The organism is Simiaoa sp. (genome assembly GCF_051972595.1).
Classification (GTDB): Bacteria; Bacillota; Clostridia; order Lachnospirales; family Lachnospiraceae; genus Acetatifactor; species Acetatifactor hominis.
The window spans coordinates 1-19405 of record NZ_JBOKRY010000053.1 but is presented as its reverse complement, the minus strand read 5'-3'; the positions used below and the strand labels follow the sequence as shown (position 1 = coordinate 19405).

Sequence of the window (19405 nt, the reverse complement as noted above, 5' to 3'; positions counted from 1 at the left end):
CTTCTTTCGGAAAATGGCAGACCTTGATGGCATTTAATTTTGCCGACAGTACTTTATCCCGGCAGCGGACCTCCGCCACATCCTTCAGAAATACATCCTGGGCCTGCACCTCCGCATTTCTGTCACATTTCAGATAAACCACCTGCTGTTTCATACCCTGCCTCCCTTTTTCATCCATCTCTCATTTTCCGCTCTGCATGTACACATTTTCCTGTAATATGACGAACCGTTTCCACTGACGGAATGCCTCGGCTTATCGTACGGTCCGGTGCAGCTCTGTGGCAAAATAGAACAGAGACCCACAGATTTTCCCCGCAGCCATCCCCAGGACTGCCCATCCAAGACCATGTCGGAACGAAATCCTTCTGGCAAAAATGGGAATACTGTCCAGCATCTCCGCGATAGCCAGCGCCAGGCATCCGATAAACATCCCGGAAAACAATCCGAATACCGCCTGTGCCGCTACTCCCGTTGCCATCCACAGCCTCATTTTCTCCGGAAACTGCTCCCGCAAAAAGCTTCCCCACTGACTGTACTCCGGAAAAACAGTAACGAAACACCCTGCCAGCGTCCCGAAGATCACCATTTCTTCATACAACAATACATAACGGGCCGTGTGTGTTTTCCCTGCAAATCTGGGGATCAGTCCCACCGCCACCAGCACCGTAAACACTCCCGCCGCCGACAACAGACCGTAGCTGGCTCCTGCTGCTATAAGCAATAATTGTCTGATCAGCATTCCCGTTCCCCTTTCGTAAAGTTTCGCTTCCGGCAGTTATCGACGTTTCTTCAAAGAATCTCCTTCTGCACACAATAGAATATCCCAAAAGCAAAAATCCTATGCGGATGGCATTTTCTTCAGGAGTGTGCTATACTATATTTTAATATATTTTTATTTGTATTTTTTCCGTGTATGTGTAAACCCAATGGAACTTTTACATTTACATTTTTCCAAAGGAAATAAAGATACATAGATTTTTAAATCATGCTCATTCATGCAAGCGTGATTTGCAATTTATACAAATTTCATTGACCTGTATCGTTACGAAAATTCAAAATAATGTGAGGTTTAAGAATAATGAATACAACAGATACTACAGAAACAAAAGATACGGTTCTCCCTGCCAAAAAAGTCTCCGATTCCGAGACTCATCAATTACATGTAGTCATTCATCCGGATATCAACGGCTTCGGCAGACTGTTCGGCGGAAGGCTTTTGGAATGGATCGACGAAGTAGCCGGCGCCACCGCCAGACGTCACTGCGGCAGGGATGCCACCACCGTAGCCATCGACAACCTGTATTTTAAATCCGGTGCTTATTTGAATGATATTATCGTACTGATCGGTAAAGTCACCCATGTGGGACATACCTCTATGGAAGTACGCGTGGATACCTACCGCGAAGAGCAGGACGGCACCAGACACCCCATCAACCGGGCTTATTTTGTCATGGTAGCTATGGGAGACAATGGAAAACCCACCCCGGTTCCCGGCCTCATCTTAGAGAACGAGGGGGAACGCATGGAGTGGGATAATGCCATTAAGAGAAGAGAGTTACGTCTGGTTCGGAAGAAAGAGGGCTTCTAAAAATCATTCCGCTTCACCATTATTTCATTGTTTCAGCTACAATGCGCAGTATATTTTCAGTGCAAAACTGTAAATCTGCCAGAGTAATGGTATAGCCGCCTTGTTCTGTACCTTTTTCAACGGCATCTATGATATCGTCCACGTTTTTTTTGCATCCCGGCATCTGTATATCATTTCCGGCATATATACAGCCTGCAGATGATGAAATCGGATACTTGGACGCATATTTACCGGTAAGCATCGGCATATCCACAGAGGTATACCAGTCTGTCATCACTACACCTTTAAAGCCCCACTCATCTCTTGCCATTTTCTGGATCAGATCATAACTGTTGGCAGTATGTGTTGCGTTTAACAGATTGTAGGATGTCATGATTGACATTGGCTTGGATTCCCTCACTGCAATCTCAAACCCCTTGAGATAAATCTCGCGCAGTGCACGTTCACCAACATGTGCATTTGTACCATACCTGTTATCTTCCTGGTTATTTGCTGCAAAATGCTTGATCGTGGTTCCCTTTCCCGGATGTTTCTGTACACCACGAGTCATGGCCGCAGCCATTTTCCCTGTCAAAAAAGGATCTTCGGAATAATACTCGAAATTTCTTCCACATAATGGATTCCGATGAATGTTCATGGCAGGCGCCAGCCATAGATCCACATGAAACTGTTCCATCTCCTGCCCGATCATATTGCCGATCTCCTCTACTAATTGCGTGTTCCAGGATTGTGCCAATGCCCAGCCGATAGGTATCGCCGTGCAATATTGGTAATAATCGACAGCTCCTTCTGGCACATCTTTAAATGGCATATAAGTGCCATCAAAGCCTTCGCCTCCCGGTAAAATATTACCATCCTTATCTGTTTTGAAATGCCTCTGGAGACGCAGACCTGCAGGTCCATCTGCCAGGATCATATTTTTGACTCCTCTGGTTTCTTTTAACACAGAGGATGTGTCACCTGCTGCTCCGGGAACGCAATATGATGCTGATCCCACTATGGATCCTTCTTCCCTGCGTTCTGTTCCTACACATAGCTCTGCCATCTCCCGGATCGACAATTGTGCTACCATTTCCTTTATGGTATATTTACCATCCAGCACGTCCCGCATAGTAATTTGATCTTTCACCGTATTTACCAGCTGCGCATGCTCCCGCGTATAAGATACGGTTATTGGTGTGATTTTGCTCAGATCCAGCTGTATCTTCCATAAAGCTTCTTCCTTAACTGCTTTTCTGACAGATTTGATCTCTTCCTGTTTTTCATCTGCGAAAGCCATATTTTCACATTGTTTCAGCATTGTCCTGCTTTTTACAGTCAGTACGGCAGCCGCCTGCGTAGATGCTGAATCTGCCCCTACACGTACGATATAATCCCCTGCTTCCACCAAATATGCTGCACTGTCTGTATCATAACCGGCCAACAATTCCAACGGGAACTCAAGATCAATACTTTCCTCCTCACCCGGTCTTAATTCCCCTGTCTTCTGAAAAGCAACAAGCTCCTGATACGGCATATCCATCTGCCCCTGTGGCTTTGATAAATAAATCTGTACTACTTCTTTCCCTGTATAATAGTCTCCTGTATTTCTGACTTTGACAGAAACTGCAATGAACTCTGATTTCTGTTCCACCTTTATTGGTTTGATATCAAAAGAAGTATACGATAATCCATACCCGAAGGGATATAAAGGTGTTACTCCAAAGCTGTCAAAGTAACGATATCCTACATATATTCCCTCCTGATAATATTCCTCATCCACATTACCATTATTATGGCTGAAGGTAGCGGATGACGGATAATCTTTATATTCCACCGCCCACGTATCAGCTAATTTTCCTGAGGGTGTCACCGCGCCCGATATCAGATCGACCAACGCATTCCCACCCAGATTACCAAGCTGGTTCATCAGGACAATTGCATTGATTCCTATTATTTTTTTCAGTTCAGTAAGCTGCATTACACCGCCGATATTCAAGACCACTATCAGTTTTTTCCCTCCGGCGATCAGGTTTCTGATTCCATCAAGCTCTTCCGGATAGAACAGATAATCACCCTCCCGATCTTCACGGTCTTTTCCTTCACCGGAATTACGTGAGATCACATATACCGCTATTTTTGCTTTACATCCGGCAACCTCTTCTTTCGATATTGTATAAGGTGCAGGTTCCGAAAAAGGATGGTCGAAGCTCACCAGAAAAGGAGGTACATTTCTGCGTTTCCCCTCTTCTTCAAGCCACTCCTGATACGCCTCCTGCATCTTTTTATAATGCTCATCATTTGCATCCAGCCACGCCTTGTTAGTGACCGTGAAACCAGCCTCTTCAAAACCCTTCTCTATATTTGTAATACTTCTGGTATTCACGCTTCCGGATCCGGTTCCCCCCTGAATGGTTTTTCTGACACCGTTTCCGTATAATGCGATCTCCCCCCTGCTCTTCAGAGGGAGCACACCATCATTCTCTAATAAGACCATGCATTCTCCTGCCAGCTTTCTGGCCAGATCTGCATGTGCAATTTCCTGCGGTGTGATCTTTTCATCCTTGGATGCATAAAATATAGTATCTCTCATCTTGTCTTCCTTTCCGATTATCCACGAAATATATTAACCTTTTACAGCTCCCAGAGTAATACCCTTCACGAAATACTTTTGTAAAAATGGATAGATGATAATAATAGGCAGAATTCCCACCATAGCAATTGCCATTCGGATCGTTATAGAAGGAATACTCACATTTCCTGCCTGAGATGCCACAGTTGAATTCGTTGCCAGGAAATTTACGTTATTCAACATCTTATTCAATAAATTCTGAATAGAAAAATACTTTGGCTCCGTCAGATAATACATACCGTTCAGCCAGTCATTCCAATATCCGATACCGATAAACAGAACCAGTGTTACAAAAATAGGTTTCGATAACGGCAATACCATTTTCCAGAATATCTTTGTTTCCGATGCACCATCTATCCGGCATGCCTCGACAAGCTCTTCCGGTATATTGGACTGTATATAGCTCCTGGTGATCATAATGTAAAAAGCATTCAGCATCAGACTTGGTATCAGTAATGCCATATAGGTATTTTTGATATGGAAATAATTTGTATACATGATGTAAGTAGGTACCAGTCCTCCATTATACAGCATGGTAACTATCACGAAAATATTAAGGAATTTCCGACCCGGCAGATCTCGCCTTGAGAGCAGGTATGCCAATGTCATTGTCATAAATACCCCAAACAGTGTACCTATCAGAGTTACACCTATGGTTGTGGTATATGCCTGTCCGATCTGTCTCCATTCTCTGGCTATATAGGCATAAGCCTCCAAGCTCCACTCTCTTGGGAAAATGGAATATCCGTATTTTGTTATGCTTGCCTCTGAAGTGAAAGAAGAGATCAACATAAGGACAAACGGGAATAAACATACGAAGCTGAAAATCACTAATACAATATTGGAAATCGTCTGAAAAATCCGATCACTTTTATATGTAACATTCATTGCCTTTCCTCCTAAAATAACGCGCTCTCTTCACTGTATTTCCGGACGACCACATTGGCTATGATCACAAGAATACATCCGACTATTGACTGATAAATCCCGGCTGCGGAAGACATTCCAATATCACCCAGCTGCAGTAGTGCACGATATACATAAGTATCGATAACATTAGTTACCGGATAAAGTGCTCCGGAATTCTGCGGCACCTGATAGAACAGACCGAAATCAGAATAGAACATTCTTCCCACAGACAAAATCAGTAACATCAAAATCGTAGGTTTGATCATTGGCAGTGTGATCAGACGGATACGTTGCCAGATTGACGCTCCATCCAGCATGGCAGCTTCATTATAGCTGGTATCAATTCCCAAAATCGCAGATAAATAAATAATGCAATTATAGCCACTGCTTTTCCAGATGCTGACGAATACCAGAATAAACGGCCAGTATTTTGTCTTTGAATACCATGCATACTTTTCCAGTCCCAGTGCCGGCAGGATCGTATTATTCAAAAAACCAGTGTTTTCACTAAGGAAAGCATACACCAGATAGCTTACAATGATCATGGAAACCAGATAGGGAAATAATACAACCGTCTGATAGAACTTTGACATTTTCTTGCTTTTTAATTCTGATAACAATAACGCAAGCGTAATGGAAAAAATTGTTCCGAAAACAATAAATGCCAGATTGTATAAAATCGTGTTTCTCGTAATAACGAATGCATCCTTTGTAGCAAACAGATATTTGAAATTATCAAAGCCACACCATGGACTATTTAATATTCCCTCTTTCAAATTAATATTTTTAAAAGCGATGATGACACCGGCCATCGGGATATAATTATTGATCAGTAAATATAATAAAGACGGCAATGCGAGAAAATATAAAGGCAGATATCTCTTTGCTGCAACCCATTTTTTCTTTTTCATACAAGTGCTTCCTTTCCATTACCAGCAATTCTTAAAGGAAAAAGAGTGTTGCTGCCTTTCCGGCGGCAACACTCTCTGTTTACCTATTTACCTGCTGCCCACTCATCAAGCTGTTTCTGTTTTTCGTCCATGATCTTCTGCAGACCTGCAGCATATAATGCATCATTAAATTCCTTCAAAGTCTGATCCGGATCCATTGCACCACACTCCAATGCAACCCTATACTGGGTCAGCACTGCGGAGCAGGCTGCATATTCCGTCTTAACAGGTGCATTGTCGAAGGTAAATCCCATAGCCTTGGACACTGTTGCGGATTTATTGAATTCGTCCATCTTCTCCCAGACATTCAGATCATCCCCTTCCCACACGTCGGTAATGAACTGATTGCCCACCAGCCATCCCTGTACCAGGTTATAACCGGAATTTGTAGCATCTACACCTTCAGGGAACGTAATATGACCGTCTTCTGTTTTCACATAATGCTTACCTTCAATACCCCATGCCAAAAGGTTCGCAACATCTGCATTGGTGTAAAGAAGATTCAAAAACTGAATCGCTTTATCCGGATGCTCTGAGTTCTGGGCAATACAATACTGCAATGTCTGAACGGTAGAAGTACTGGTATCAGCAGGATATAAATTAACAACAGTCATATCATATCCTGTCTCTGTCTTAAGCTGTGTTTCCAGACCTGCCTTATAGTTTACGTTTTCGCCAAAAGCTCCGCCGCTTCTCATCAGGGTAGCTCCAATTTCCGAAGAAGTAGGTGCATCACTCTGAATATATCCTTTTTCATACCAGTCGTGCATGGTGGTCACAAATTCCTTATAACGGTCCGATTCGAATAAATTTTCCACCTTGAAATTATCATCCGTCATATCCATCAGAACACCCAGATAATCTCCTAAAGGATCCACGCCATACTGCACTGAGCCAAACAGCATCGTCTTTTCCGTACTGAAGGTCAAAGGTATGATATCGGGTTCTTTTTCTTTGATAATTGCCAGTGCAGCTTCTACATCATCCAGCGTCTTCATGGAAGAAGCATCAATGCCGTACTTATCTAACAGGTCTGTGCGGAATGCAAAGCCATAGCCTTTTGCCAGATCACGGTTCGTTGTGATACCATACTGCTTACCATCAATCTTACCGGCCTCCAGCATATTTTGACCCACTGCATCAATAATACCCTGTCCATAGGTCTCCAGCTCGGAATCAATGGGTGTCAGACTGCCGTTCGCATACCATGCGGTAAAATTAGTAGTCAGTGCCTGTACAATATCCAGTTCTTCTCCGGATGCAAACATCAGGTTCACCTGTGTCGCATAATCACCTACTGCGATAGGTTCAATGGTTACATGTACTCCTATTTCTTTTTCAGAGATTTTATTGATCTCATCCTGTACAAGTCCCATGTCCGGCGCAGCAGTATTAAAGATCATGTATGCCATTTTAATATCCGTCAGATCGCCCTCTGCCGCGTCACCCGTAGTCTGTGTACCATCTACTGTGTCTGCGGTTCCTGACTCACTGCTGCCGCATCCCGTCAGTGCCATACTCAGAATCATCGTTGAAGCTAAAAGCATTGAAATAATTTTCTTTCTCATAAAATGCTTCCTCCTTTATTTGATATAACTACCATATCAAATTCAATTCAAAAAGGATTTTTACTTTCAGACCATCCATATTAGAATTTCCGACTTTTCGATTATGGCTTCTCATTTCTGGTTTTCCCGATATTGTTTTGCCGAAATTCCTTCATATTTCTTAAAGCAGGTAGCAAAATAAGAGTAATTGTCATAGCCGACCATTTCACTGATCTGGGTAATATTCAACTGTGTTTCTTTCATCAGTTGTTTGGCTTTTTCCATTTTAGTTCCGACCACATAGGACATCAGAGATTCCCCATTCTGCTTTTTAAAGATCCGGTTCAGATAATCGGCATTTAAATGAGCATAGTTACTTAATTCTTCTCTGGTCAGCACATGGTCGACATTTTTTTGAATATAATCCTTCAGCTGCTTGCAGACTTCACCGGTGTCTATAACACATTCACTGTTTTTTTCCAAAAGGCACAACAGATAATCTATATACTCAAAAAAAGCTTCCATGGAATTCGTATGCGTAAAATTACGATATAATTTTTTACCTTTTTCATCTACAAGTTCAGAGATCAGAAGGTGTTTTCTCCCAAGCTTGCCATAAAAGACCTGAAGCAGATCCAGCATCTCATTTTTGGAGAATCTGGTGATTCCCTGTCTTGTCTTCTCATAGTTATCACGGATTTTCTCCAATAGCTTCCGCGTTTCCCCATACTTGTCCTCCTCCAGCAAAAGCATAAACATCTGCCTGGTTTCGGAAAATTCACTTTTTTCGTAATGACTATGAAAAGGATAGCATTTGCAGGTACCAAAGCTCTCATAATCCTTATCTTTTTCCATTACATCATTAATATCTTTGATCGCAGCTTCCAGTCTTTTACAATCCGTCAGATATAGATTCAGTCTCCAGCCTTCTTCCCGGAAGAACCACTGAATCAGTTGATTACACTTTTCCTCCAGAGCCTTTTTATCGTTTTTATTATTCCGGTTAACGAAAAAAACCTGTTGAAATTCATTGAGGATGATCGGGCAATCGTCTTCTTTAATTTCGAATATTTCATTTGCTATATTGGAGAGTACAAAGCAGGTGCTTTTTTTATCCCAGTCGCAAAATTCAAGTGGTCTGTATTTTACCGATAGGAAAATCCCCCAATAATCTTCCTTCTGACGTCCTGTCTTCTGAAGCTCCTTATCAGCTTCTGTATATTCTACAGCTGTTCCCATCAAAAGAGCAGAGACATAATGCTCCATTTTTCGTCTGATCTCACTATTCCGGATGGCAAGGTTTTTATATGCCTGACAGATAACACTTTCAAATTCCTGAATATCCACAGGCTTTAAAATGTACCCTGTCACACCATATTTCATGGCATTTTTAATATAATTGAAGTCTGCATAGCAGGTGATCATAATACATTCCATATGATATCCGCTTTCATAGAGCCAGCGCACCAGGTCAATTCCATTCCCGTTCGGCATCTCAATATCGCAAAGTAAGATATCAATATTTTCCGTAGCAATAATGCTTTTAGCATCGTTAATGTTAAATGCACGAAAAACATTTCTGCCCCGGGTATCCGGAACAGAAATGTTTTTTAATGCATTCTCAACATTTTCAATTGCAAGTATCTCATCATCTACAATTAAAATGTTCATTTTCAATTCTCCATAAAGTAGCGGTTCATTATCACCATAAAAGTAGAAGCAGTCCAGGAAAATGCCCGGTCTCTGTTACCGGCACCCGTAACCGAATCAAAATTTTCAGGGAATCCGCTTTTTTGCACCATACCGGCGAAACGCTTCGCAACTTCCCTTACAAATTCATGCTCCCCTAACTGCCACAGGCCATCCAGCACCATCATTGTAGTTGGTGCCCAGATCGGACCTCTCCAGTAACCGTCGGACTGATATAATTCACTGTCAACCTTCTCTGTGGCTATTCCTCCCGGCGCCAGGAATTCATTTTTCAGGGCATTTACAATATATGCGGCTTTTTCTTCAGGCAACCGTTTTCCTAAAATAATACAGGTATAGGGAAGAAGACTGTTACAGGTAATGATTTCCCCGGTATTGCGGTCTCTGGCTACCGGTTTGTTTCCTTCAAATTGATATTTCAACAGTTTTTCCATCTGGGCATGAGCCATGGCATTCCAATCGTCTGCCTCCTCCATTCCAAGCATTCCGGCAATTCTGCCCAATGCTTCACATTGAAGGATCAATTCAGCGGACAGGTCCGGAGATTCCACAGTAATGGAATGGTTAAACACAGTAGAATTATCCCATCCACAGTCATTTCCATGATAATATTCACATAACCCGTTATGATTCGAATCCCGATAATCGTACCACCAGTGAGTCCACTTAGCCAGTCTCTCATATGCTTCCTGCAGTTGTTCTTTTGACAGCTCCATATGCTCCATCATTTTCATCAGTGTCCAGCCATGCACTGGCGGCTTGCAGAAATTCCAGGTAATATAAGCATCTGTCACAGCATCCGGTAAACGTCCTGTCTCATCCTGATAATCAAACATAATCATAAACTGATCCCAGGCTTCCTTGGGTCGATGATATGAAAGGGCCTGTGCAATAAAGCAGTGATCCCAGCTAAATGCACCGATCATCCAGTTCTTAGAAGGATAAAGTGCATCTCTTGTGAGTCTCCCACCACGTTTCACCTGACTGCACCAATCTATATAGGAAGCCAGTTTTTTTTCTTCTTCATATTCGTCCGGTACTTCCGGCATTGTATTGCAGAATTCTGCGAATTCTTTTTTTACCTCAGCCAGTTTTTCGTCAAATGAAAAAGTATATTCCCGGAATTTCCATTCCACCTGCGCTTCTTCTACTGTTGCTTCAAATTCACCGTCTACGGCTTCATAAACAATCTTGCATGCCTTTGCCGTCTGTTCCTGCCAGTCCTGTGCAAAACTCTTTTTGCCTTTCCTGCTGCCAAAAATGTATTTGCTGGCATTCCGAAACAGATTTGCCTCATAGAATTCCCTTTCCTTGTAAGGAATAGTGATAACATAATCATATAAGCTTTCCGCGCCTGCCAGGCGATCGAATTCCAGACCGATCCCTTCCCCCTGTCCGCGAATCAGTAATGTATTTTCTTCGGCAAAAATAATCTCTATTTTGGCATCTGCCGCCTTAAATTCCACGACAATTTCTGTTCCATCTGAGTAATAAGTGTAATCAGCAGCCTTTCCCTGATAAGTAGGAACCAGATGTGCGATCAGAGGATTCATGCGGCAGTCTCCCCTGACACTCCTCAGATAGAGACCTTCATCCTCTGCGATCTTTCTTCCAAAAAGTCTGAATTGGTCTGTGATGTAAGAAATCACCATATAGGAATTTCGTCTTGTAAAAGGAACATTTGTCAGATCAAGTATCATTTTCTTCTCCTCCAGCCGTTTTTTTTGTAATTCTGATTATAAAACACTTTACTTTGGCTGATCATATAAAAAAAAGACTTTCTACCTTTCAAAAATCGACTTATTCCATCTTCCAGGACATACAGATCAGGCTTCCGCCCTCCGGATTCTCCAACACTTCAAATAATGCACTATCTCCAAATATCATCTGCATTCTTGATTTCACGTTATACATACCAATATGTTCTTTTCCATATTCATCAATTACTCTCTGATTCTCCGCAATCATAGCACCGATATCTTTATTGATGCCTTTTCCCCGGTCACTGATCTTGATAATATTTCTGCCTTCTGCCTGTTCCACCGATATGAAGATATAAATATTACCATCCTTTGACATTCCGTATTTTACACAATTTTCCACAATTGTCTGAATAGAATAGGGAAGCACCTGCATATCCGGATACTGACCGGTGCCCTCTTCTTGTAAAATAATTTGAAAAGGAACCCTTTTTTGATACAGTCCAATATAGTTTCTCGTAAACTCCATTTCACCTTTTAAAGGAATGGTCTTTTCTTTCAAATGAATCATAAAACGCATATGCTTTACAAGCATCAACACATAGCCGGTCAGCTCGGTCTCTTTTTTCTGCTCCAGGATGGTATACAGCATATTCAGTCCATTTAAAATAAAGTGCGGATTCGCCTGTAAATGAAGATAATCCAGCTTTACCTGCTCCAGTCCGTAGATCTGGTCTACCATATTCTTCAAGGTCTGATTCAATTCACTGATTTCCGTATACTCAGATGTGACATCCTCAAGTTCAGACACATCGGCGCCATTCTTGATTTTATCCATATTTTCCGCAATCCGGTCAATAGGAACCGTCACCGTATGATAAATATGATACTTGAACCACATCCCCGGAATCAGTGCTGCGATACACACCGCAGTGATTATAAATAATATCCATCCGAAGCCTGTCATGATATTTTTTGCATCACAATATGTAACCATATAAACAGAAGTTCTTTCCAGTTTGTCGCAAAACACATAATAGAGCTTTCCCTGAAACAGATGCCAGCCTTCCTCCACTACGGACTCAGGTTCTGCACTGCTGTCCCCGGCATCATATAAGAAAATACTGTTATCCGTAATGCTTTCAATATCATTCAATAAATAATTGACATCTGCCACTGCTCCGACATAAACATCCCCATCTCTGTAAATATATATCAGGTAGTCATTTCCATGAATATTGCACAGTTTCCAGTTATAGCCCGCAGCTTTTTCTCCGTTGATCGTTGTCTTTATATAATCCTTCAGATAAACAATCTCATTATTGTTCCCATTAACTCCCACTCTGCTCACCCAGGAATTTCTCTGTGTATCATATAGGAAAAAATAATAGACACTATTATTAAGCACCGTTTCTCTTGTCATATATTCATTGATCTTAACTAACGCAAGCGTACGCTGATTATCATTTTCAGAAGTAATGACAGGATAATCTGTATTATTTGCCACCAGATTATAAATAAAGTCTTCGGAAATATTTAACTGTTTCTCTATCATCTGGACACTGATCGTCTCATACTGTTTCTGCTCAGCAATGGATTTTTCCTCATTTTCATGAATGATCATCACTGCCGCACCCAGAATACCAACACTTGCCAGTAACAAAATAACATTATATATTCTCTTGATGTTGTCCTTTAATTTTTTCTTGTTCATAAACCATTTCCCCGCCAGTCACGACTTACCGGCTCTGATCATATTGTCCTTCCACAATTATAAATAGTTTATCCGTGGTCCGCAATAGTTTACCTATGCAAAAAGACTCCATTCACTGCTGAATGAAGTCCCAGACTGTAGACAAAACGCTTTTGGGCTCCCCTTTTTCCCTTCCTGGCTATCATCTTTGCCAGTTTTTTCAGATTCATGCAGGCAAACGTAAGCCCGACTTTCATTTCCATCCGGGCTTTTCCTATCATCTGTGTATAGCGGAATCCGTGGTTTTCTTTTGCTGTTCCGAAGAGGCGCTCTACGGTCTCTTTCCGTTGCGCATACATTTCCTTCATCCCAATCGTATGCCGGATATCCTCACACTTTTCCATGTACGGCTCCCAGATATGCCGGGTCACTACCTTCACATGATCCCTGCTTTCTGTGCACTGCTTCAGATATGGACATCCTTCACAGACGATTCCGCAGCTCTTGTATTCCCGGTATCCGGAACGGTTCGTCGTATGATAAGCCAGCACCTGATCATTCGGGCATACATAGCAGTCAAAATATTCATCATACACATACTCGGCTTTTTTGAAAAAACCATCTTTGGTCATGGGGCGTTTATACGGTAGATATATGCTTGTAAGTACATAATTTTTGCAGTCATGACACAAGAAAAGCTCCCTCACAGGAAGGAGCTTTGTCTACAGTCTGAGGCGGCAGTGCGCCGCCTTTCTCCCTGTCGGTCAGTTTCTCAGGTAAGCGGCCAGGATGTCAATGAACTGGGAGTTGGTAGGCGGCTGCTGCAACTCCGCCGCGGCAATCAGATTCAAAAACTGTGGTCTGGATAATTCCAACAGCGCTGAATGAGCGTGCGGAGGTTGCGTTCGACACAACTGGGCGTGGTATTAAAATGTGCTGCCGTTTGCGCATAGAGGCGTTTGGTAATGAGCAGCATATTTTCCGGCTGATCCCGAACCTGCTCCACCATATAGACCGTATAGCGAAACCCCGTCAACTTACCGCTCAAACCAAGGAGACGCAGTAGCCGTTCTGCGGTCAGCGACATCTGCGAAACATCTTTCTCGTACTCAGGAATATAATAAACCAAAGGCACTTGATACCCCTCCTGTAAGATATAAAACTAAGAACAGTGAAAGGGTAGCAGGGGCTGGCCTCTTGCCCAATGGTAAATCTTGGTGTAAAGCCTCCGCTATGCTAAAGCTAATTGCAGCTGTTAGAAATGCCCCAATTTCCTGTTTTCGCTGTAAAAATGGTGAGGTGGGGAAATACTGTGTGAATCGCGCTTGGATAAAAAATTCTGTCTAAACATTCCTACTCTCCGTATCTCAATCATACACGATAAATGGCGTTTTGTGTCATACAATCGTTCTACAATGCCCGTCGTTAATCGTCTATTTTTCTTCGATTTCAGTCGAATATCGTAACTGTTAAAACAAATGGAATACACGATGTCTGGGGATATTCAAATGGTTGGGTGCTGGACCCACACACAGTGAAATTTGACGAAGCACGACAAGCAACAGCCATGCCTGATGCTCTCACTCTGTGGGTATCACGACACATTCCCCTTAATGTAAAATCGTGGTGAAACGTCACAAAACATTCCACCACGATTTCCCCATAGGCGACTACACGCCATTCGCTTTGACGGTTACCTTTGGTCCTTCTGTGCAACCACAACAAACCTTCCATTCTTCGCATGATAGCTGCAAGTGGAAAGAGTCAGCAGTTGATCCCCTGGCTGAATTTCAATGTCCGTATCATATAGTGCCGCCGCCTTTACCTGCTCCACATACTCATTGAAACGGTTCTGGTCGGTCAGATCGGTATATTGATAGTATCGAAACACATCGGAATCTTCCTGATTATAGACCTTTGCGTAGAATGCAGCCAAAATTGTATAAGTGCTCTGCCCTTGGCTTGTACTCAGTTGAATTGTGGGATGAGATTCCCAATAGTCCTTTTTTGCATAAGAAAGAAGTGAGCCAAACATGGTTCCATCCTTCATATGATGCCCGTAGATGATATAGTTTCCGCAATCAACTGAACATGCACCATCTAAAAAAGGCACACCGCATATCGAATCGTTACCATCAAAATCACGCCGCAGATAGTGCTCAGGATCATCCGGTGTATACATGACCGGATAACTCAGCTGTGTACCGTCAATTTTGATCCAGCCCCAGAAATCAGGGTTTCTTTCAGATAGGGTGTCATACTCTGAATTCTCTGGGCCGCGCACTTCTTCGGAAGAATCCACTTTATCGGATGTGCTGCCAGTCTCTTGTTCTGCGATGTGTTCGAGCGCTTGAAAGGCGGCTTCCTGTTTTTTGCTTTCCAGAAAGTAGTTTGTCACTACGACAGCCGAAATCAGAAATATGACCAGGAACACGATTGCCATCCCTGCTGCAATCTGTTGTTTTCTTCTCATGTTCGTAGTCCTCTAACTTAGACAAGGAGGCTGGGAATCTCCCAGCCTCCTGATGGCTTATTTCATCCGTTTGCCACAATAGCTGTTCTTTTTCACAACGATCAGTGAACCAAACAATCCAGCCAAAGACAGTCCCATCAGGGCAAGCCACAGCGCCAGATTCATCGTATCACCTGTCTTGGGGGTTCCCGGCTGGTTCGGAGCTTCGCTGTCCTTGGTGTTGGTAAAGGCCGCCACAGCGGTTTTACCGTCACGAATTACTCCCGTATCGCCATTTGCCGTTACCGTATAGCCTTCATTATCGCTTTCGGTCACCGTATAGCGGATATCCGCAGGCAGCTTGGTGGCCGTGCTGCTTTCGCCGTGCTTGAGGGTGATCACAGCGGTGCCCTTATTAAACGTCATATCACCGTAGGTTCCGCTGATCGAACGATTCAGCGTTACAGTAAAGGTGAATTTCTGTTCGGTATCACCGGCATTTCCGGCAACAGTCTTGGAAACGGTCAGGTTGCCACGCTGATCTTTCTCGGAAGTACCGCCGCCTCCTCCACCGCTGCCGCTGGATGAACCTCCGCCGCCGGACGGTTGAGTTGGCGTAGACGTATCCTTTTCATATAGCAGTGCGAACGGAGAGAAGGAGTCAACTGCGAACTTAACGAATTTCTGTCCGCCGATTGTAACCGTTTCACATGTCAGTTCCTCCGGAATACGAGTGGTCAAAAGTTCATTCACATCAGCGTCACTGTCGCGGTCGATGCCCTTAAAGTGGATGATATGGAACTCAGAGTTTGACTTTGCATCGCTGGGGACCGGCCAGTACAGGTTCATTTTCTGACCAGCACCCATGGTAACGTAGGTATTGCCGTTTATGGTATCAACCAGATCGAGATAGTGGAACTGATATGAATACTTGCCTTCGGTGTTGGAGGTTCGATTGATGTACGCACTTAAAAGTGCATCATCCAGACTGTGATCGACCATCAGTTTTACACCGCCAGAGGAGGGTACGCTGATACCGCTGTTATTGATATAATACTGCGTGTCTGTCTGTGCAGTGCTGACAAGCATGATATCCTTTTCCTGCGGATTAACGCTCGGAATCGTGTTGTTCTCGATAGCACGATAAGTCGTATCATTGTTGCCGCGAACCTTCAGCGTGCCAGTGCCCAGCTTGATTGGAAGAGTGAAGGTCTTGCCACCCGCGGTTAAAGTCGCCTTGTATATCTGTTCATCCAGCAGACCCTGATACACGCTGATCTTGTAGTTGCGGAACTGGTCGGTGAGCAGCGCCTGAAACTTCGATTCAACCATGACCGAGCCGTCCGCACGGGTGAACTGTACGCGGGGGACGGTCTCCTCGCCGTCGTCGATCTGGCGGAGCTTGTAGATATAGACCCGACGTCCGTTCTCCATAACATGGCTCTTGCTTTCATCGCTGTACAGCTCCAGACTCCAACTGCGCATTGTACCGTTGTCGTCGTCAGAGGTCAGTCGTAGTTTGCCGCTCATATTAACCGGGTTTTCATCTGTACCGCCGAGCATTGCGTTAATATCGTCCGGCAGAGTGAGATAGAAACCGATCTCCGGCAGATCATTCGCAGCAAACTTGCCATCTTCACCGACCACGCCGTGATAGCCGTCACCGCCGACATAAACCGTCAGGTTCATCGGTGCGATTTTAACGGCATCCGCTTCATCCGGCTTCCACTGCGCGTAAACCGTCATGTTGTCGGTTACGTCGGTTTCAGCGGTAAATACCGCACCTGCACCATCAGCCTTGGTATTCCAGCCATTGAACAGGTAGCCGCTGCGGGTCGGTTCAGTCGTCGGCAGATCAAAGTGATTTACAGCACCGACAACCTTGTCCTGCACCATGATACGAGGGTCGGCCTCGGTATCGCCGCCGTTCTTGTCGAAGATGACACGGATACCGTTAGCCACCTGCCACATATAGTAATCGTCCGAGCCATTGGCATCGGCCATGCGTTTGAGGAACCAGCCGTCTCCCACGGCATCGGTATTGCCCAGTACAAACACATCCTGCGAGGGGGAATCGGTGTTTTTCTTGGAAAGAATGTAGTTGTCACCCAGTGCAGGTTTTTTCAAAGTCTGCCAATCAGTGGGGTCCACCGTGTTGACCGTGGTGGTGCCGGTGGAAAGGCCGCCGATTTTCAACGGGATATCAGCAGCTGTGTAATTCGTCACGACTGCCGGTAAGCGCAGCTCTGCGTTTGTGCCTGCATAGTTCCCGCCAAACTCAGACGGCTTCATCAACGCCATCATGCCACAGGAACTCACATAACCAGCAACCTGAGTTGAACCGTGACCAATATATTTACCGCTTGTCCCAACTGTCATCGTCCCTGCAATCGTGACATCATAGGCCGCTGCTCTCGAGCTGTTGATAAAAAGCTGTTCCCATGTACCGTTTACGACCACATTGCCAGACAGTTCCATATCTTCTGAATCATCGGTTTTGAGAATACTGCCTTCGTCAACTGTCAAACTGCCTGTGAGCCATAAGCCGTTTAATTTCACATCAGAATTGTCGGTCACACGGGTATGCGTGGATGATTGAATAAACGGAATTGTTGCAGTACAGTCGGTCAGCGTAACAGCTACATTCTCCGGGGTTGTGTCATAATTAGTAGTAGAAAGCACACCAGTGCGGATTTTCGGACTGCCTGTAATTGTAATCTGAGAGCCTTCATTGATTTGCTCAAAGTTTGTCAGTCGGATGATATTTACATCGCCGCCATCCACATTGATGGAGCATTTACCGGTTACTGTACTTTCATCATTTGCTAAAATATCGCCTTCATCGTTCTTTTCATCTTCATAGTACGAATTTTTCAGCTCCGCATCCACTGCATTGATCGTTACATTACCAGTAACATTAGAGCAATCCGCCCCGGTTATATCTTCCACATGGGAGCCGTGCACGTTGATCGTAATGCTGCCGCCTACATCACCGCGCAGGGCTCCGTAAATATTTGGCAGATCATACGAGTCGGGCTCAGTTCCTTTGTCCCATGCCCATACATTTTCATAGGTGTCGATTACAATATTGCCATTGATGGCATAATTGCCCACAGCACCGGGCATGGCTGCAAAAAGATGACCTGCGCCAATAATCGACCAGTTGCCACCTAACCGCAGAACCCGATCAGTATTCTCATAAGCAGGATTGCCTGCAATGATATGCAAATTACCGCGAATGATGGATTTATCGACCGGCTCCTCCGTACCGACAATGCCCGCTACACAGCCTGCACGAACATCCAGAGTAACATCCCCCTTCATTTCGCAGCCGTATGTGCCTTCAATTGCAGGAGACGCGGTACTACTTTTGTTGTCATAAATCAGCATAGCATTGCCGCCGACATAGACATCGGGCACGTTCCTGCCATCGCCGCTGCTGCCGTCGCCCTTCATACAGCCAGGGTTCAGGTGGTTGCCGCCCTGCATTTGAATATCGCCCGTGATTTCCAAATAGGTATCTCCCTCAACGGAGCCTTGATAGGAGCCGCCGATCACATCGTGCAGACCGCTGTAAGAGGACGGGTTGATACAACCGCTTGCCGCAATCACCACATAGGTGCTGTTTACTGTTGTTTTGTAACCGCCGCCGTAGAGCGTTTCGCGCAAATTGATCTGACCGTTTTCAGTAAAAATCGTTCGGTATCCGTTGCAGAACAGTCTGCTGCCGGTCACATTGACATTATCAAAGGTGCAGTCACCGGTCAGAACACCATAAGAAGGAAAGGAAAGCATCTTCATTTCTCCCTCATCGCTTTTCACAGTAATATGCTTGCCATTCGCACCAAATGAAATATATCCGCTTGTAGCGTCGTTGGGAAGCGTTACATCCGCCTTCAGCACAATGGTCGCTTCATTCTCGGCTCTTGTCGCAATCTGCGTCAGCGCGTTGCTGAGTTCATCTGTAGTAGATACTTCATAGCTTGGCGCGGTGACAGTCGACTGCTCCGCATTCTCCTCTGATTTAGGTAGGATCGTTTGGGTTTCACCGGTGTCAGGTGCTTCAGCATTCGTATCATCCGCCGCAAATGCGGCTGTTGGCAATGATACTTCATAGCTTGGCGCGGTGACAGTCGACTGCTCCGCATCTTCCTCTGATTGAGGTAGGATCGTTTGGGTTTCACCGGTGCCAGGTGCTTCAGCATTCGTATCATCCGCCGCAAATGCGGCTGTTGGCAATGATGC

The 19405-nt window shown here is 44.3% G+C and carries 13 protein-coding genes and 1 pseudogene; 1 reads left to right on the top strand and 13 read right to left on the bottom strand.

The genetic code is table 11. The features are described from left to right. A partial coding sequence (locus ACTRDR_RS13665) for a stage V sporulation protein AA (RefSeq protein WP_440528125.1) occupies positions 1-154 on the bottom strand: 154 nt, incomplete at its 3' end. Between the two features lie 99 nt (positions 155-253). After that, positions 254-739 (bottom strand): stage V sporulation protein AB, encoded by a 486-nt coding sequence (locus ACTRDR_RS13660; protein ID WP_440528123.1) that lies wholly within the window; start codon positions 737-739, stop codon positions 254-256. Positions 740-1078: 339 nt separating this feature from the next. Here ACTRDR_RS13660 and ACTRDR_RS13655 point away from each other — a divergent pair, with 339 nt between their 5' ends. After that, positions 1079-1588: an acyl-CoA thioesterase gene (locus ACTRDR_RS13655; RefSeq protein ID WP_440528121.1), complete on the top strand. Its 510-nt coding sequence runs from the start codon at positions 1079-1081 to the stop codon at positions 1586-1588. Between the two features lie 19 nt (positions 1589-1607). Here the strand turns inward: ACTRDR_RS13655 and ACTRDR_RS13650 are convergent, their stop codons facing one another. The 11 genes and pseudogenes from ACTRDR_RS13650 to ACTRDR_RS13600 all read right to left on the bottom strand — a co-directional run. Next, positions 1608-4160, bottom strand: a complete 2553-nt coding sequence (locus tag ACTRDR_RS13650; RefSeq protein ID WP_440528120.1) for a glycoside hydrolase family 3 N-terminal domain-containing protein — start codon at positions 4158-4160, stop codon at positions 1608-1610. 33 nt (positions 4161-4193) lie between these two features. Next, the gene (locus tag ACTRDR_RS13645) at positions 4194-5087 is read right to left on the bottom strand and encodes an ABC transporter permease subunit (protein WP_178774112.1); all 894 of its coding nucleotides are present in this window, start codon (positions 5085-5087) and stop codon (positions 4194-4196) included. Positions 5088-5098: 11 nt separating this feature from the next. After that, positions 5099-6019, bottom strand: coding sequence for an ABC transporter permease subunit (locus tag ACTRDR_RS13640; protein WP_178774113.1), 921 nt, complete (start codon positions 6017-6019; stop codon positions 5099-5101). Between the two features lie 83 nt (positions 6020-6102). After that, positions 6103-7626 (bottom strand): ABC transporter substrate-binding protein, encoded by a 1524-nt coding sequence (locus ACTRDR_RS13635; protein ID WP_440528117.1) that lies wholly within the window; start codon positions 7624-7626, stop codon positions 6103-6105. Between the two features lie 111 nt (positions 7627-7737). After that, the gene (locus ACTRDR_RS13630) at positions 7738-9276 is read right to left on the bottom strand and encodes a response regulator (protein ID WP_178774115.1); all 1539 of its coding nucleotides are present in this window, start codon (positions 9274-9276) and stop codon (positions 7738-7740) included. A gap of 2 nt (positions 9277-9278) precedes the next feature. Continuing rightward, complete coding sequence (locus ACTRDR_RS13625; RefSeq protein WP_440528115.1) at positions 9279-11015, bottom strand: amylo-alpha-1,6-glucosidase; 1737 nt, start codon at positions 11013-11015, stop codon at positions 9279-9281. Between the two features lie 100 nt (positions 11016-11115). Continuing rightward, the gene (locus tag ACTRDR_RS13620; protein WP_440528113.1) at positions 11116-12729 is read right to left on the bottom strand and encodes a sensor histidine kinase; all 1614 of its coding nucleotides are present in this window, start codon (positions 12727-12729) and stop codon (positions 11116-11118) included. Between the two features lie 89 nt (positions 12730-12818). Beyond that, positions 12819-13358, bottom strand: a pseudogene (locus ACTRDR_RS13615) (transposase); the annotation flags it as partial. Between the two features lie 197 nt (positions 13359-13555). Next, positions 13556-13843, bottom strand: a complete 288-nt coding sequence (locus ACTRDR_RS13610; protein ID WP_440528112.1) for a sporulation initiation factor Spo0A C-terminal domain-containing protein — start codon at positions 13841-13843, stop codon at positions 13556-13558. Positions 13844-14401: 558 nt separating this feature from the next. Beyond that, a complete protein-coding gene (gene srtB / locus ACTRDR_RS13605; RefSeq protein ID WP_440528111.1) occupies positions 14402-15181 on the bottom strand; it encodes a class B sortase in 780 nt (259 codons plus the stop codon). Positions 15182-15238: 57 nt separating this feature from the next. Beyond that, the coding region (locus ACTRDR_RS13600) for a DUF7601 domain-containing protein (RefSeq protein ID WP_440528110.1) at positions 15239-19405 on the bottom strand (4167 nt) is incomplete at its 5' end.

Excerpts from the sequence above, each read along its gene's own strand:
- ACTRDR_RS13660 (WP_440528123.1), bottom strand. The coding sequence starts at position 739 with ATGCTGATCAGACAATTATTGCTTATAGCAGCAGGAGCCAGCTACGGT.
- ACTRDR_RS13655 (WP_440528121.1), top strand. The coding sequence starts at position 1,079 with ATGAATACAACAGATACTACAGAAACAAAAGATACGGTTCTCCCTGCC.
- ACTRDR_RS13650 (WP_440528120.1), bottom strand. The coding sequence starts at position 4,160 with ATGAGAGATACTATATTTTATGCATCCAAGGATGAAAAGATCACACCG.
- ACTRDR_RS13645 (WP_178774112.1), bottom strand. The coding sequence starts at position 5,087 with ATGAATGTTACATATAAAAGTGATCGGATTTTTCAGACGATTTCCAAT.
- ACTRDR_RS13640 (WP_178774113.1), bottom strand. The coding sequence starts at position 6,019 with ATGAAAAAGAAAAAATGGGTTGCAGCAAAGAGATATCTGCCTTTATAT.
- ACTRDR_RS13635 (WP_440528117.1), bottom strand. The coding sequence starts at position 7,626 with ATGAGAAAGAAAATTATTTCAATGCTTTTAGCTTCAACGATGATTCTG.
- ACTRDR_RS13630 (WP_178774115.1), bottom strand. The coding sequence starts at position 9,276 with ATGAACATTTTAATTGTAGATGATGAGATACTTGCAATTGAAAATGTT.
- ACTRDR_RS13625 (WP_440528115.1), bottom strand. The coding sequence starts at position 11,015 with ATGATACTTGATCTGACAAATGTTCCTTTTACAAGACGAAATTCCTAT.
- ACTRDR_RS13620 (WP_440528113.1), bottom strand. The coding sequence starts at position 12,729 with ATGAACAAGAAAAAATTAAAGGACAACATCAAGAGAATATATAATGTT.
- srtB (WP_440528111.1), bottom strand. The coding sequence starts at position 15,181 with ATGAGAAGAAAACAACAGATTGCAGCAGGGATGGCAATCGTGTTCCTG.